At 64.2% G+C, this 15,597-nt stretch carries 13 protein-coding genes; all 13 read right to left on the minus strand.

Annotation, left to right across the window (positions count from 1 at the left end):
* Positions 1-173: 173 nt before the first annotated feature.
* The 13 genes from OU995_RS23720 to OU995_RS23780 all read right to left on the minus strand — a co-directional run bounded on the left by OU995_RS23720 (position 174) and on the right by OU995_RS23780 (position 15,496).
* Positions 174-1,454 (minus strand): DUF445 domain-containing protein, encoded by a 1,281-nt coding sequence (locus OU995_RS23720; RefSeq protein ID WP_267832638.1) that lies wholly within the window; start codon positions 1,452-1,454, stop codon positions 174-176.
* A gap of 25 nt (positions 1,455-1,479) precedes the next feature.
* Positions 1,480-2,328 (minus strand): hypothetical protein, encoded by an 849-nt coding sequence (locus OU995_RS23725; RefSeq protein WP_267832639.1) that lies wholly within the window; start codon positions 2,326-2,328, stop codon positions 1,480-1,482.
* 158 nt (positions 2,329-2,486) lie between these two features.
* On the minus strand, positions 2,487-3,872 hold the full coding sequence (locus OU995_RS23730) for a methyl-accepting chemotaxis protein (protein ID WP_267832640.1): 1,386 nt from the start codon (positions 3,870-3,872) through the stop codon (positions 2,487-2,489).
* A gap of 263 nt (positions 3,873-4,135) precedes the next feature.
* The gene (locus OU995_RS23735) at positions 4,136-4,849 is read right to left on the minus strand and encodes an RNA polymerase sigma factor FliA (protein ID WP_267832641.1); all 714 of its coding nucleotides are present in this window, start codon (positions 4,847-4,849) and stop codon (positions 4,136-4,138) included.
* Between the two features lie 23 nt (positions 4,850-4,872).
* Positions 4,873-5,691, minus strand: a complete 819-nt coding sequence (locus OU995_RS23740; protein ID WP_267832642.1) for a MinD/ParA family ATP-binding protein — start codon at positions 5,689-5,691, stop codon at positions 4,873-4,875.
* A gap of 183 nt (positions 5,692-5,874) precedes the next feature.
* Positions 5,875-7,539, minus strand: a complete 1,665-nt coding sequence (gene flhF / locus OU995_RS23745) for a flagellar biosynthesis protein FlhF (protein ID WP_267832643.1) — start codon at positions 7,537-7,539, stop codon at positions 5,875-5,877.
* Positions 7,536-9,635: a flagellar biosynthesis protein FlhA gene (gene flhA, locus OU995_RS23750; protein ID WP_267832644.1), complete on the minus strand. Its 2,100-nt coding sequence runs from the start codon at positions 9,633-9,635 to the stop codon at positions 7,536-7,538. The genes flhF and flhA overlap by 4 nt, the downstream gene beginning before the upstream one ends.
* A 23-nt stretch (positions 9,636-9,658) precedes the next feature.
* On the minus strand, positions 9,659-10,858 hold the full coding sequence (flhB, locus tag OU995_RS23755) for a flagellar biosynthesis protein FlhB (protein ID WP_267832645.1): 1,200 nt from the start codon (positions 10,856-10,858) through the stop codon (positions 9,659-9,661).
* Between the two features lie 769 nt (positions 10,859-11,627).
* Positions 11,628-12,266, minus strand: coding sequence for a protein phosphatase CheZ (locus OU995_RS23760; protein ID WP_267832646.1), 639 nt, complete (start codon positions 12,264-12,266; stop codon positions 11,628-11,630).
* Positions 12,267-12,283: 17 nt separating this feature from the next.
* Positions 12,284-12,676, minus strand: coding sequence for a chemotaxis response regulator CheY (cheY, locus tag OU995_RS23765; RefSeq protein ID WP_058934552.1), 393 nt, complete (start codon positions 12,674-12,676; stop codon positions 12,284-12,286).
* A 65-nt stretch (positions 12,677-12,741) separates the two neighbouring features.
* Positions 12,742-13,686 (minus strand): flagellar motor protein MotB, encoded by a 945-nt coding sequence (gene motB / locus OU995_RS23770; protein WP_267832647.1) that lies wholly within the window; start codon positions 13,684-13,686, stop codon positions 12,742-12,744.
* Positions 13,687-13,707: 21 nt separating this feature from the next.
* Positions 13,708-14,565: a flagellar motor stator protein MotA gene (gene motA, locus OU995_RS23775; RefSeq protein WP_267832648.1), complete on the minus strand. Its 858-nt coding sequence runs from the start codon at positions 14,563-14,565 to the stop codon at positions 13,708-13,710.
* A gap of 169 nt (positions 14,566-14,734) precedes the next feature.
* Complete coding sequence (locus tag OU995_RS23780) at positions 14,735-15,496, minus strand: class I SAM-dependent methyltransferase (RefSeq protein WP_267832649.1); 762 nt, start codon at positions 15,494-15,496, stop codon at positions 14,735-14,737.
* Between the last annotated feature and the right edge of the window lie 101 nt (positions 15,497-15,597).

Consider the following 15,597-nt stretch of genomic DNA (forward strand, 5'->3'; position numbering starts at 1 on the left):
AGGCCGGGGCCGCTGCCAGGGGGCTCTTCACCGCCGAAACAACACCGGCCGGCGAGCTGGGCGGCAGCGTGGTGAACCGACAGCGAAACATGCGTGGTCTGGTGGACCATGATCGGGGCTTTCGGCTGTAGGCGACCCAAGCGGAGGCGGCTTTGGTGAATGCCGCAGCCGGATCAGGTCATCCAGACCGTGCCCGCATGAAGCAGCAAACCGATGGCGCCCCCCACCAGGGTGCCATTGAGCCGGATGAACTGCAGGTCGCGTCCGATGCTGAGTTCGATCTGACGAACCAGGCGGCGGTCGTCCCACGACTTCACCGTCGAGGCGATATGCTCGGTCACACCGCTGCGCATCTGGGCCACCAGCGCGCTGGCGGTGGACAGCACATGGTCATTGATCGCCTGGGTCAGCGATTCATCACGCCCCAGGCGTTGCGAGAGCGATGCCAGGGAATGCCCGAGATGACGCATCAGCGCGGACTCGTCGCGTCGGATGTCGGCCTCGATGCTGGCCCGCACCTCCAGCCACAAGCCGTCGAGATAACTGCGCACGTCTTCACTCTGCACCACGCGATTCTTGAGCGCGTTGATGTCTTGCGCAAAGCCCTCATCGCCTCGCATGCGTGCGATGAAGTCATGGATCCAGGCGTCAAATTCACGGCGGACGGTGTGCTCCGGATGGGCCAACGCCTCCTGCACTTCTTCCACCAACTGCAGCGCGAGCTTGTCCGACAAGCTGTCGGCCATCTTGTCCACGCTGGACAGGGCATCCACCACCGATGTCACCTTGGGCCACTGCGCACGGGAGAATTTCACCAAGCGTGCGGCGACCAGCGCGCGGACTTCAGGCGTGGCGAGGTAGTCGCGCAGTTTTCCGAGCGCCCCGTCCAGCACCTGCTGGTGGCGGCCGGCATCCGTGAGTACATCCAGCACGCTGGCCGCCGTGGCGGTGGCATTCCAGGCCATGGCACGCCGCATGAGGAAGTCCCCCATGGCGCGGCGAACAGCGTCTTCGTTCAGCAGCGAGAGCGCTTCCAACGCCATGCTGCGGACGGAGGCGGTGACTTTGGCCTGATGCTCGGGCTGCGACAGCCATTCACCCAGGCGCTGAGCCGGGTTGAACACCTGAAGTTTCTTCAGCAGCATGTCCGGATGGAGGAAGTTGTCGCGGACGAATGAGGCCAGGCTGTCGGCGATGCGATGTTTGCCTTGCGGAATCAAGGCGGTGTGGGGAATGGGCAGGCCCAAAGGGTGCCGAAACAGCGCGGTCACGGCAAACCAGTCGGCCAGACCGCCCACCGTGGCCGCTTCGCAAAAGGCCTTGAACCAGGCCCAACCGCCCTTCCCGCCCATGGCCACACTCACCGCGAGGCCTGCCAATGCCAGCAGCAGGACCGCCAGGGCGGCCAGTTGCATGCGGCGAAGATGTGGGTGGCGGGGATCCGCAGGGGTCATGGGCCTCGTTCGGAACAGGTGGACGTCAGGGGGATGCGGCGGCATCTGCCAGAGAGGGATCGATCCTACCGCCGACGACAGCAGGCGCTTTGAGCCGGTCGGCTTCGTGCGACAGACCTTCCGCATGATGGGCTGCGGTGTGTAACACCGAAAACTGCCGGCTCAACCAGGTGAGGGTTCCCGCCTGGACGCCGAGCAGCGCGAGCAACGTGACCAACGCCCAGCTCCGCAAGGACGCAGACATCTTGTGCAGGTCAGTACGAAGCTCGGCCATGTCTGTCTTGGTCTGAAGCGACAGTTGGGCCATGTCCGCCTTGGTCTGCTGCGACAGCTGCGCAATCTCAAACTTGGTTTCCTGCGACAGCTTCTCCAGGTCGGTCTTGGTCTGCTGCGAGAGTTGTGCAATCTCGGTCTTGGTCTGCTGCGAGAGTTGCGCAATCTCGGTATTGGTCTGCTGCGACAGCTGCGCAATCTCCGCTTTGGTCTGCTGCGACAGCTGCGCGATCTCCGCCTTGGTCTGCTGCGACAGCTGCGCGATCTCCGCCTTGGTCTGCTGCGACAGCTGCGCGATCTCAAACCTGGTTTCCTGCGCCAACTGAGCAATCTCAGCCTTGGTCTCCTGAGACAGCTGTGCAATCTCAGCCTTGGTCTCCTGAGACAGCTGTGCAATCTCGGCCTTGGTCTCCTGAGACAGCTGTGCAATCTCGGCCTTGGTCTCCTGAGACAGCTGTGTAATCTCGGCCTTGGTCTGTTGCGCCAGTCGATCAACATCAGCCTTGGTCGCCAAGGCAAGGATTTCCAGATCGGCCTTGGTGGCCAGTGTGGGGATCACAGCGTCCCACTTGGTTTCCAGCGTCGTCAAACGGTTCTCCATGTACTGCTCCTGCGCCCGCAGGCACCGCGGCCGGGTCTTGAAGGCGCCCCGCACCGGCACGCCACGGTCCAAATTGGATACCGTTTGGGCCGCACATGGATGGTTGTCAATTTGCTCAGAAGTCCATTTGCATCAAAGTTACTTCGGGTTGACGCTGCTCAGAATCCAAACGCCAACCGCAGCCCGCCCCAGTGGCGGCCGGCCACCGTGATGGGCGCGGACGCCTCCTTGAGCAGCACGAACTGTCCGCCCCCCATGTCACGCCGATAGGTCTGCAACAGGAAGGGCCGCTGATTGCGCGCCGAGGCCAACCCCGTCCGATCATTGAAGATGCGGCGGTATCGGCTGTTGGCCGTGTTCCAGGCGGTTTCCCCCGGCCGTTGCGGATGGCAGTAACGCTTGTTGTGGGTCGGCACATAGCCATTGCGGTCCACCGCAATGCAGAACACCACCTTCTCGGAGAAGGTCAGCATGCGTTCCTGGACCTGCGGGAACAGTTGGTCCGCCAGGTCGGTGAAGCGAGTGCGGTGCTGCTGTGGATCCGTGCCGGGAATGGGCTGATAGGCCTCGTCAAACAATCCTGCGGCATCGATGCGCCGTTCGGCCAGCGCCAGCGCGAGCAGGGCCGACATCTCTGCGGCCGCCTGCTGGGCCGCTTCGATGTAAGGCGTGTCGTCCACCGGCACGCCGCTGGATGCGATTTGCTCGATCATCTGTTCGGACAGACGAAGAAAGCGGTCGCTGCAGGCAAAGGCCGATTCCAGCCGGTGCATGGCCTGTTGAATCTCCTGCCCCAGTTCTCCGGAGCGCGCCACCAATTGCTGGGTGGTGGCCTGGCTTTGCTGGGCAGACCGGGCGATCAGGTCCACATCGGCTTCCACGTCGGCAAATGCCCGGTGGATGGTGCTTTGCGGCGCTCCGTGCTGGCTGCCGTCGACCCGCAACTCGCGGCTAAAGGCCTCGATGCGGCTGTCCAGCGTCCCGACCGTGCCCATGATGGCCTTGGAGGAGGCTTCCACCTGAGCCGCCAAATCCTTCACCGCATCGGCCACCACACCAAAACCGCGGCCGGCTTCGCCCGCACGCCTGGCTTCGACCGAAGCATTAAAGGCCACCAGTCGGGTCTGCAGCGCAATCCGGGTGATGTCCGAGGCCGCGCCCGATACCTGCCGCAACGTGGCCACGATGCCACCGACTTCGTCGCCTACGCCGGCCAGCGCCACACGCGCACGGCCAACGGCTTCGCGGGTCTGCGAGGTGGATTGATTGATGGCGTCCTGCGCATGCCGGACCTCATCCAGCTCGGTGCCTAGCGCCTGCATGGCCTGGGCCTGGGACAACACCACTTTCTGGGTGTCTTCGAGCAGCCCGCGGACCTCCGCCGCGTCCCGCCCCAGGCGCGAAACGCCGCCGGAGAGCTCGCGGACCACACGGGTGGTCTGCTGGCCGTTGTGAATGCCTCCGTCGGCCGTACCCGGTACGGTCGAGCTCGCGTCTGGCGTGCCGCCTTGTTTCAGGGCACGCCGGCGCCATGTCTCCCACATCACAGCCGCTCCTTATGGCTCCCGGGCCGCCCACGGCAGGCGGCTTCTTCAAGAGCTGATGGGCCTGTCTTTCCTGTCTCTCGCGCAATCGCCGGTTTCGCCGGTTTCGCCGGTTTCGCCGGTTTCGCCAAGGTCGCCGGTTTCGCCCTGTTCGCCTTGTTCAACTTCTATGGCTTGGGGGACTTCTCCGGCGTCGTTGGCCTGAGCTTCGGCAAGATCCAGGCCCGGGGGATGCGAAACCGCTGCATCCCCTGCGGCTTCTTTTACCAGTCGCGCAGCTTGACGCGCAAGCGGGCAATCGCCTGACTGTGGAGTTGGCAGACGCGAGATTCGGTCACCTTCAACACTGCAGCGATTTCCTTGAGGTTCATGTCGTGCTCGTAATACATCGACATGACATACCCCTCGCGTTCTGGCAGGTTTTTAATGGCCTCCACCAGCGCCTCACGCATGCGGTGGTCCCGCAGCATGCTCATCGGGTCAGCGGTGTCGTCGCCGACGTGGCGGTCGAGGTAATCGTCGTCGCCATCGTCGCCCGAGATGTCTTCGAGATACACCAGTTGCGTGCCACGCACCTTGGAGAGCATGTCCTGGTATTCCACCAGGCTGATGCCCATCTCCTGGGCGATCTCGGATTCCTGGGGCGCACGGCCGAGCTTTTGCTCCAGCTTGTGCACGGCGGATTCAATGGAGCGCTGCTGGCGGCGGCTGCCGCGGCTCATCCAGTCGGACCCACGCAGCTCGTCGAGCATGGCGCCGCGGATGCGCTGCGTGGCGAAAGTTTCGAATTGCACGCCCTGGGCGGTGTCGAAGCGCGACAACGCATCGGTGAGACCGATCAGGCCGACCTGGATGAGGTCGTCCAGTTCCACATTGGCCGGCAGCTTGGCGATCATCTGGTGCGCCAGGCGTCGCACCAGCGGGCTGTACTGGCGGATCAGCGTGTTGTTGTCGAGTTGGCCCTTGGCGGTATACATGCTCGTCTCCAAGACCAGGACACTCAGTGAGGCGACACCTGCGCGCGACGGGCGGGCGGCTGCCACATCGGGCGCGGGCGCAGGGGCATGGCTTCGGCGGCACTGTCGAGCGCGGCGCCCGGCACCGAGGCCAGGAGCAGTTCACGCGCCATGTGCCGCAATTCAGGGGTGAGCGGCGCAGTGACGGGCTGCTTCGGATCCAGGCAGCTCCACTCCCGCAGCACCGCACCGAGGAAGCCATCCCCGCAGCTGGACAGCTGCTGGGCAATGCGTTCAGCCAGCCGCAGTTGCGGCGAACAGGCCAGCAGCAGGCTGTAGACCATCAGGCCGGCACGTTGGGTCAGCCACTTCATGCCGGCATAGGCATGGGTGACGCTCTGGACATCGGTATCGGCCAGCAGCACCGGGCGCACTTCCCGAGACACCAGGACCCGGGAGAGCTCTGCAGCACTCGCATGCAGGAGCACCACATCCGCAAATGGCGCGGCATCGGTCACGGCTTCCAGGAACTGTGCGGCCGAGCCATGCGCATTGATGTAGCGCAGCGGCAGGCCCCGCGCGGCGAGGAAGGACACCTTGGCCGACAGCGGCTCCACGCAGGCAGCCAGATCGACCGCTGCGAGTTCCGATGCTGCGGCGGCTTGCTCGCCGGCATCCACGACCAAGGTATGGAGGCCCAACTCGCCGAAGGCGGCGCACAGGCCTTCCAGCAAGGCCCCGCTGCCGACCACATGCGGGTTGCTCACCACCGGCACCACACGAACGCGGGCGGTGGCAAACAGTCGACGCAGGCCGTCGGCCTGGTCCTTGGGCGCATTGCTGAGGCTCATCGGGTCGCGCATGGGCTGCTCTGTATTTCTGCTTGTCCGTTACCGGAAGTGTCGCTGTGAGTGCCGAATCCCCAGACTGAATTGAACGGGGAAATCACCCTGCTTTTCAAGTCCATCCCCCGGGCGACCGGAGGGCGTTTGCGCACTAGTGCCAAAGGTGTGTCCCACCCGTGAGCGACAGGCGCCGCTGGACATTCAGTTCATCCCCATCGATGGCACCGCTCCCGCCGCAGCACCGGGCACCGAGCCGGCGGCAAAGATCAGGTTCACATCCGAGGCATCCATGCGCCAGGCCGAAGGGCCGTTGCTGCGCAGGGCACGCTGCACCAGGGCCTGCGACGACAGGCGATGCCAATCTTCCGGCACGCGCTGGCCGTTGGCCACGCCCAGCACCCGCAGCTTGTGACGAATCACCGTATCCAGCGCCGGAGCCAGCTTCACCGCCTCGTCGATCTTGGACAGGATCACGCCCTGGGCTTCGCTGCCGCGCCAGGCCTGGACCACGTCTTCAATGGTTTCGCCTTGCTGAGCAGCATTCACCACCAGAATGCGCTTGATGCTCTTGTGGGCCAGCATGTCCAGCAGCTCGGCCGTGCGGCTGTCCCGCTGGGCGGTGCCCGCCGTGTCGATCAGCACCATCTTCTTGCCGGCCAGCAGGTCCAGCAGATCCTCCAGGGAGGCACGGTCATGGGCGGTATGCACCGGCACGCCCAGGATGCGGCCATAGGCACGCAGCTGTTCATGGGCGCCGATCCGGTAGGCATCCAGGGTGATCAGCCCGAGTTGGCTGGCACCGTATTTGGTGGCAAATGCAGCGGCGATCTTGGCGGTGGTGGTGGTCTTGCCCACGCCGGTGGAGCCGATCAGGGCAAACACCCCACCCTGGTCTTCCAGCGGAGGCATCTGTTCAGCCGTGGCGACGTTGCGTGACAGCACATTGGCCGCCCAGGCGCTCCATTCAGATTCTTCAGCGGCCTGTGCCGGCAGGCCCTCGACCAGCTTGCGCACCAGGGCCGGCGAAAAACCGGCATCCAGCAGCTTCTGGGTGAGGCGCGCCTGGGTCGGCTGGCGCTGCAGCTTTTCCATGAAGGCCAGGGCGCCGAAGCGCTCTTCGATCAGGCCCTTCATGGCGCGCAATTCGGTCATCATTTCCTGCTCGCGGCGCGCCGGCATGCTGTCGATGGTCGGCACGCCGAAGCCCCCCAGGTCCGGGCTGTGCATGGGCGCATGGTTGACGCGGATCTCGTCACGCAGCACGGGGGGAACGATGCGCTGCTGGGGTTGGGAATGGGAATGGGCAGGCTCCGGGGCATATGCCGACGACTGGTCCACCCGGCGGGCGCCCAGGGTCTGCATGGCGCTGCGGGCGCGCTGGTCGCGGGCGGCGATCATCGACGCCACCGATTCCTGCATCGGCGCCGGGGCCGGCGCCTCCATCATCGGGTCGGGCAGGCCGTTGATCTCGGCCGCACGGCGCTTGAGCATGCGTTCGCGCACATAGTCCTGGAAGGACAAGGTGCTCATGGCCATGGCATTGACGTCGTCCCCGATGGACGGCGGCTGGCTGTTGGCAAAGCCCGGCTCCTGGCGCTGGGTCGAGAGGCGTTGCTTGACCGCCTGCCGCGGCTGCGCTTCGGCAGCGCGGGCAGAGGCCTGAGGGGCCTGGCGCGGCGCGGCGACGCGTGGTGCGGAAGCGGCCACACGCTCGATCTGCGACATGCCTTCGGGCGCCATGGCCAGCACCTCCACCCCTTCGGGGCAAGGCTTGTTGGACAGCACCACAGCATCGTCGCCAAAAGCCTGGCGGACCAGGTTCATGGCTTCGCGGGTGTTGCGGGCAGTAAATCGCTTGACGTTCATGCCGTGCCTCCGATGATGGAGCCGATGCGGATAGTGTGCGTTTCCGGGATCTCGCTATGGCCAAGCACCTTCAGACGCGGCGCTGCGCGCTTCAGGAGCCGGGCCAGGGGGGCGCGGATCAGGTCGGGAACCAGCAGGCAGGCAGGCAGGCCCCGGTCTTCCTGAGACTGGGCAGTCTGCGCGGCGCTCCGGGCCAGCGTGTCAGCCACGCCGGGGTCCAGGGCAGCGCCGTGCGGGGAATTCAGGGCCTGGGTCACCAGGCGCTCCAGTTCGGGCTCGAGGGCAATGACATCCAGCTCCTTGGCCGGACCGTAGATCTGCTGCACGATCGCCGGAGCGATGTGAATGCGGATGCGACGGGCCAGTTCGGCCGGATCGTTGGTCTGGCCGGCGTTTTCCGCCAGGCTTTCCACAACGGAACGCATATCGCGGATGTGCACGCCCTCTTCCAGCAGGAACTGGAGGACTCGTTGCAGGTTGGCGATATTGACCATTTTTGGAATCACGTCTTCGATCAACTGAGGCGCTTGCTTGGTGAGGTGTTCCACCAGCTGCTGGGTTTCCACCCGGCCCAACAAACGGGCCGCGTGGACTTGCATCAAGTGTGAGAGATGTGTGGCCACGACGGTCGCGCAATCAACGACGGTAAAGCCTGCCATTTGTGCCATTTCCCGTTGCCGGTCTTCAATCCAGACCGCCGGCAATCCGAAGGCGGGGTCGGTGGTCTGGGTGCCGATGAGCTTCTGGGTGGCGTGCCCGGGGTTGATGGCGAGCCACATGCCGGGGTAGGCCTCGGCTTCGCCGATGACGGCGCCGCGGAGGGTGACCCGGTATTGGCTGGGGCGGAGCTCGAGGTTGTCGCGGATGTGGACGGACGGCGGCAGGAAGCCGACATCCTGGGCAAACTTGCGGCGAACGCCCTTGATGCGGCTGAGCAGGTCGCCTTCGCGGCTCTTGTCCACGAGGGCGATGAGGCGGTAGCCCACTTCCAGGCCCAGGGTATCCACCGGGGCGACGTCTTCCCAGGAGGCTTCTGCATCCGGATTGGGAGCGCCTGCGGCGGGGGGGGCCGGCTTGGCGGCTTCGGCCGCCTTGACCTTGGCGGCCTTGTCCTGCATCCAGTAGGCCAGGTAACCCAGGCCGCCGGCGATGATCAGGAAGACCAGGTGCGGCATGCCAGGAATCAGGCCCACGACGCCCACCACGCCGGCGGTGATGGCCACGGCCTTGGTGGAGCCGAAGACCTGCTTGCCGATCATGGCGCCGACGTCCTTGTCCTTGCCGACACGGGACACCACCAGGGCGGAAGCGACGGAGATCAGCAGAGCGGGCACCTGGGCGACCAGGGCGTCACCCACGGCCAGCAGGATGTAGCTGTCGGCCGCCTGGCTGGCGGACAGGCCGTGCTGGGCCACACCGATGATGAAGCCGCCGATGATGTTGATGAACAGGATCAGGATGCCGGCGACGGCGTCGCCCCGGACAAACTTGCTGGCACCGTCCATGGAGCCGAAGAAGTCGGCTTCGTCGGAGAGCTCGGCGCGTCGGCGCTTGGCCTCCTTTTCGTCGATCAGGCCGGCGGAGAGGTCGGCATCGACGGCCATCTGCTTGCCGGGCATTGCATCCAGGGTGAAGCGGGCGCCAACCTCGGCGATACGCTCCGCACCCTTGGTGACCACGATGAAGTTGATGACCACGAGGATGGCGAAGACGATCAGGCCGACGGCGAAGTTGCCGCCGATGAGGAAGTGTCCGAAACTTTCAATGACCTGGCCGGCCGCGCCTGCGCCCGTGTGGCCTTCCATCAGCACAACGCGCGTGGACGCCACGTTCAGCGACAGACGCATCAGGGTGGTGAGCAGCAGCACGGTCGGGAAGGCGGCGAAGTCCAGCGGCCGGACCATATGGGACGCCACCATCATGACCATGATGGCCATGGCGATGTTGAAGGTGAAGAACAGATCCAGCGCGAAGGGCGGCAGCGGCAGGACCATCATGGCCAGCACCATCATCACGGCGATCGGCGCGCCGAGGGCGCTGACGATCGCGGCGCGGGGCCCCAGGATGTTCTGCAAACGGGCCATCAGCTCGTTCATGGTTCAGCCTTCTTGAATCTGCGTCAACGTTGGGGGGTGGCCTCGGTGAACAGGTCGTCCTGTTCTTCGGCGGGAGGCGTCCAGCCCGGCTTCTTGTGCGGGTCGAGTTCGTCCGGCACGCTGGGGTTGGGCGCTTCGTTGGGGGTGGCGCCACGGCCAGCCAGGGCAGCCTTGAGCTGATACACGTAGGCCAGCACCTGGGCGACGGCACCAAAGAGCGCGCCGGGGATTTCACGGTCGATCTCGGCGTGGGCGTAGAGCGCGCGCGCCAGGGCCGGAGCACGCAGCACCGGCACCTTGTTGTCCTTGGCGATGTCGCGGATCTTGAAGGCCAGCAGGTCCAGGCCCTTGGCCACCACACGGGGCGCGCCCATCTTGGTTTCGTCGTACTGGATGGCGACGGCGTAGTGGGTGGGGTTCATGACCACCAGGTCGGCTTTGGGCACGGCCGCCAGCATCTGGCGTTTGATGAGCTCACGCGCCTTCTGGCGCATGCGATGCTTCATCTCGAGGTTACCCTCGGCTTCCTTCATTTCATTCTTCGCCTCTTCGCGGGACATGCGCAGGCGCTTGAGATACATGAAGCGCTGCAGCGGCAGATCAATCGCGGCAAAGAGGAACAGGGCCAGGCCCAGCAGCATCAGGCCGCCCATCAGTTGCTGGCCAGCAAAGGCCAGCGCCGACGGCAGCGGGACGGACATGATGCCGACAAAACCCGCCACACGATCCTTGAGCGCCATCGCACCAATCACCCCCAGCACCAGCGCCAGCAGGCAGGCCTTGAGCGCCTGAGTCAGGTTCTGCCACTGGAACAGGCGGCCAAAACCGGTCAGCGGGTTGATATGCGAGAACTTCGGCGCCAGCGGCTTCATGGTGAAGTTCCAGCCCCCACCGGCCAGGTGACCCGCCACGGCCGCCACCATCAGCACGAGTAGAGCCGGCAGTGCCAGCGCAAACGCCTGCCAGGTCATCCCGGACAGGCGCTCCGTCATCATGCCGGCCGTGCGGAGCTGTTCAGCGTCGAAACGCAAGGCCCCCTCCAGCATGCGCTGCATCTTCTCCACAGCCGCAGGCGCGCCGGACACCATCATCACGGCGCCCGCCGCCATCACCGTGAAGTGCGGCAGGTCGCGGGAACGCGGCAGTTGCCCTTCCTTGCGAGACCTTTCGATCTTCTTCTGCGAGGCGGGTAAGTTGCGGTCTTGGGCGTCTTGGTCAGCCATGAGCGGGTGGTCGTCCACGGCACCATGCCGTTGCACCGCCATTGTTCGGCTTCTGGGGGGGTGGCTTTAGCTCGATAAAGGGGGGAAAAGGAGGGGTTCTCTGAGGCGGATGGTGGTGCGCGCGACGGGGTGGGCGCAGAGAGGTGGGCGCGGAGAGGTGGGCGCAGAGAAATCGGCCCGCAGAGGGTGGCGCAGATGGGTGGTGTGCCCGGCTGTGGGGCGGGTGGAGGTGGAGGTCTTGAGGGCCCCGCCCTCAAGACTCCCCTGCGGTGCTCAGGAGTCGGGGCGGGCCCAACTCGCTTCGCTCACCTTCGGCTCGCTTCGCTCAAACAGCCGGTCCCTCTAGCTAGTCATTGATGCGCGCTCCGCGCGCTCCCCGACTCCCTCCGCTCCTCGGCTCCCCCTACACCCGCCCCACAGCCGGGCACACCACCCATCCATCAAGACCTAGCCCCCCCCCCCCCCACAAACACCCAAACATCAGTTCAGAGCATCACCCAAAACCAGGGAAGGACTCGGGGCGTTTGGATCGAGGTGCAAGCCAGTCGTAGCCGTGCCCAGCAGTGGCCAGCACAGACGGATGAAGGCATCGGCCTAACCATGAAAAACGGTTGGGCAGAGGGGGCGGAGAAGGAGGGAGAGGGAGACGGAGAGGTCGAGGGAGCAGGAGATCGGAAAGACCTCCTGTCCGCATTCGCTTGGTGAGGCACCTCACCAGGGATGCTGGGACTCCCCTTCAGAACAAAGGGGAGATGTCGCGCAGATGGCGTCAGAAGCCCAGAGACGCCAGCAGGTCGTCCACTTCGGACTGGTTGGACACCACGTCGGTCCGACCTTCCGGATTGACCACCGGCCCCTGCAGGATGCTCGGGTCCACCTTTTCACGCTGATCCGGCGGCACCACTTGCACCAGCAGCTTCACCAGACTGTCTTCCAGGTCGTTGGCCAGCGTCACCACCTTGGCCACCACCTGACCCGTCAGGTCATGGAAGTCCTGCGCCATCATGATGTCGGTCAGGTGGGTGTCGATCTTGGACGTGGACTCCTCCACCTCCTTGACGAAGTTGAACACCGCACCGGTGGCCACAGCCTTGACCGGATCCGCCGTGATGGCCTGCGCCATGGCATTGGCCGCCGCAGAAATGCGGGCATGCTCGGCCTTGGCCTGGTCCACATGGTTCAGCACCTTGTTGGCGGCGTCGGCCGTCTTGGTGGCAATGTAGGTCAGGCGGCTACGCGCATCCGGCAGTCCATCCGTCGCCACCTGCAGCTTGGGCATCACGCCCAGTTGCTGCATGGTGTCGTGCAGCACCCGGGTGATGTTGCCCAGTTGCTGAAAAACCTCGGGCGACACCGACAAGGGCTCGGTGGCGTTTTGACTCAATTTGGCCAACTCTTCCATCTGCATGGTGAACTCCCAACGCGTCAGGCCGCAGCGGCCAGTTTCTGCATGATCTTCTGGACTTTTTCTTCCAGCGTCGCCTTCGTGAAAGGCTTGACGATGTAGCCCGCAGCGCCACTTTGAGCCGCCAGCACGATGTCTTCCTTTCGCGCTTCTGCCGTCACCATCAGCACCGGGAGGTGCTTGAGGCTGGCGTCTTCCTTGATGGCCTTGAGCAGTTCAAAACCATTCATGTTGGGCATGTTGATGTCGCTGACGACGAAATCGTATTTCGCCTGTTTCAGCATGCTCAGGGCCTCAACGCCATCTTCCGCCTCTTCGGCGTTGTTGTAGCCGATTTCCTTCAGCAACCCGCGCACGATACGGCGCATGGTCGAGAAGTCGTCGACGATCAAGAATTTCATGTCAGTGCTCATGGCGTTCCTCTGAGGGGACTGGAGGGCTTTGGGGCGATATTCAACAATTTCAAAGGCGCCGCGGGTTACCTGCCCGCTGCTGCCGAACTGGTGGCCATCGGTTCGCTGGCTGCTTCGCTCGGGGCGTCTTCGTCATCCGTCAAGTTCTTCAGGACTGCATCTTCAGCATCGCGATTCATCACGATGATGCTGATGCGGCGATTGACCGGGCTTTTCGAATCCTTGGTGTCGAGCAACTTGCTGGAAGCCAGACCCTGCACGCGCAGTACCCGGCTGTCCGGCAGCCCGCCAGCCAACAACTCGCGGCGCGAGGCGTTGGCACGGTCGGCGGACAACTCCCAGTTGCTGTATCCACGCTCACCCCCAGAAAACGGTTGGGAGTCCGTGTGACCTTCCAGCGTCAGCCGATTGGGCACCTCGGACAGTACTCCCCCCAGTTCCTGGAGCAGCTCGCGCATATACGGCTTCACCACGGCACTGCCACTGTCAAACATAGGACGATTATTCTCGTCCACGATTTGGATACGCAAGCCCTCGCGGGTCATGTCCAGCCTGATTTGTCCACCTAATGCCGCAATTTTTGGGTTGTCGGCAATGATTTTTTCGACCTTGTCCTTGAGTTGTTGCAACCGCACCCGTTCCGCGCGACGCTGCTCCTCCTTCAAGGCCTTCAAATTGACGGTTTTCCGAGGGGATTCAACATCACCCGCCTTGACCTGGCCGGTCTGTCGGGTGAGGTCCTGTCCACCGCCTTTGATGATGTGGGAAGCATCGCCGGAACCGGACCCGCCGAACATCGCCACCTTGAGCGGCGAAGCGAAATAGTCGGCGATCCCCTTCTTGTCACCCTCGGTGGTGGACCCGAGCAGCCACATCAGCAGGAAGAAGGCCATCATGGCGGTCACGAAGTCCGCATAGGCAATCTTCCAGGCGCCGCCATGGGCGGCATGGCCGCCCTTCTTGACGCGCTTGATGATGATGGGCTGAAGCTTCTTGGCGTCTCCGGCCATGGAAATGTCCTTCCGCCTGGGTTACTTCTTCTTCACGTGACCTTCAAGCTCGGAGAAGGTCGGACGCTCTGTTGAATAGAGCACCTTGCGCCCAAATTCAATGGCGACCTGAGGGGCATAGCCCTGCATGGACGCCAGCAAGGTGGTCTTGATGCATTGAAGTTCCTTGCCCGCCTCATCCACCTTGGCTTCGAGCGCCCCCGCCAGTGGTTCCGCAAAGGCGTAAGCCAGCAAGATGCCGAGGAAGGTGCCGACCAGTGCGGAGCCGATCATGCCACCCAGCACGGCCGGCGGCTGCCCCACCGAGCCCATGGTGTTCACCACACCCAGCACGGCCGCGACGATGCCGAACGCCGGCAGGCCGCCCGCCAGACGCTGCAGCGCCTGCACTGCCAGGAAGGACTCATGGTGATGGGTGTCGATTTCGGCATCCATCAGGGATTCGATTTCATGGGCATTGAGGTTGCCCGAGACCATCATTCGCAGGTAATCCGTGATGAATTCCGCAACATGGTGGTCATTGCCTACGGTGGGGTATTTCTGGAACAGCGGCGAGCTGTGCGGGTCTTCCACATCCTTTTCGATGGACATCAGGCCCTCTTTGCGCGCCTTTTGCAGGATGTCGTAGAGCAGCGCCAGCAGCTCCATGTAGCGGGCCTTGGTGTATTTGCTGCCCTTGAAGCACTCGCCCAGCCCCTTCATGGTGGCCTTCATCACCTTGGGCGGATTGGTGGCCAGCATGCCGCCGATGGCCGCACCGAAGATGGTGGTCATCTCGAACGGCAGTGCATGCAGCACGACGCCGATATTTCCTCCGTGCGCGATGAACACGCCGAAGATGCAAGCCAAAGCCAGCACCCAACCGATGATGACAAACATGGAAGTGGTTCCGTCCTGAAAAATCTGCCGTGCCCCCTCGCGGCACGACCCGTCTCATCTCTTATCGACCGGCGCTCCTGAACGCTTGAGCCTTCTTTTGCTCTCGCGCCGCCAGCCTGGCGTGCCTGGCTTTCGCCAGCGCTGCCACTCACCTTGCCCCGTCTGATTCTCACGGGGCCTTTAAATCCTCAACGCTGTAGACATGCAGCTGATGTCGGCTTCCCGTTTCCAGCTGCGCATGGGGCGTCTGCCCCGGCAGCGGGAAATCCAGGCTGACCAGCCAACTGCCTGGTTTCATCTCCGCCAGCGCCTTGTCCAGTGCCCGTGGCATGGATTCGGGTCGCTGGAACAGGTAGACCAGGTCCATGTCCCGCCACGACTGTGCCCAGAGGTCTCCCCGGGACACCTTGGCCCAGCGGCAGCGCCACCGAGCCAGCAGCCATAGCCCTGGACTGTATTCAATCCCGTGCAGCCGGACGGCGGGATAAGCGTGGCGAAGCGCCACCAATCCATCCCCCAGGCCACACCCAGCGTCAAGAACGTGAGCTTGTTCACGCAACGGCACCTGGGCCGGCAAGCCCGACAAGGCGTGATGGGGGGTGGGAAACAGGGGAGCATCCGACCATCCGCGTCGGGGATAGGCCACCAGGAGGATGGCCAGAGGAATCAGCCAGGCCCAGGCCGGCAGGGATACACCGCTGACCAGCAATGCCAGCGGAAAACCGCCGGCCACGATGGCTCGGCGCCACCACTGCGCATGCAAGCCGGCCAGCATGAGTCCGAGCCCGACGCCCACGACCGCTGCGGGCCAACCGGGGCCAAAGCCACGCCAGACGGCCCAGCAGGCCGCCCAGCTGGCCAGGGCAAGCGCGGGCCAGCGCCAGGGCGAAGCCGTGGTGGCGGGAGGGGGGGATGAGGGGATGTCGCTCAAGACGACCGATGGTGATGCACGCGACCCGATTGTGCGTGAGCGGGCGCTCCCCCGGCCAGTGCGGCCGGGTCTTCGTGTCGTCTGGGTGGTCACGTGCCGTG

This window comes from Roseateles sp. SL47, assembly GCF_026625885.1.
Classification (GTDB): Bacteria; Pseudomonadota; Gammaproteobacteria; order Burkholderiales; family Burkholderiaceae_C; genus Roseateles.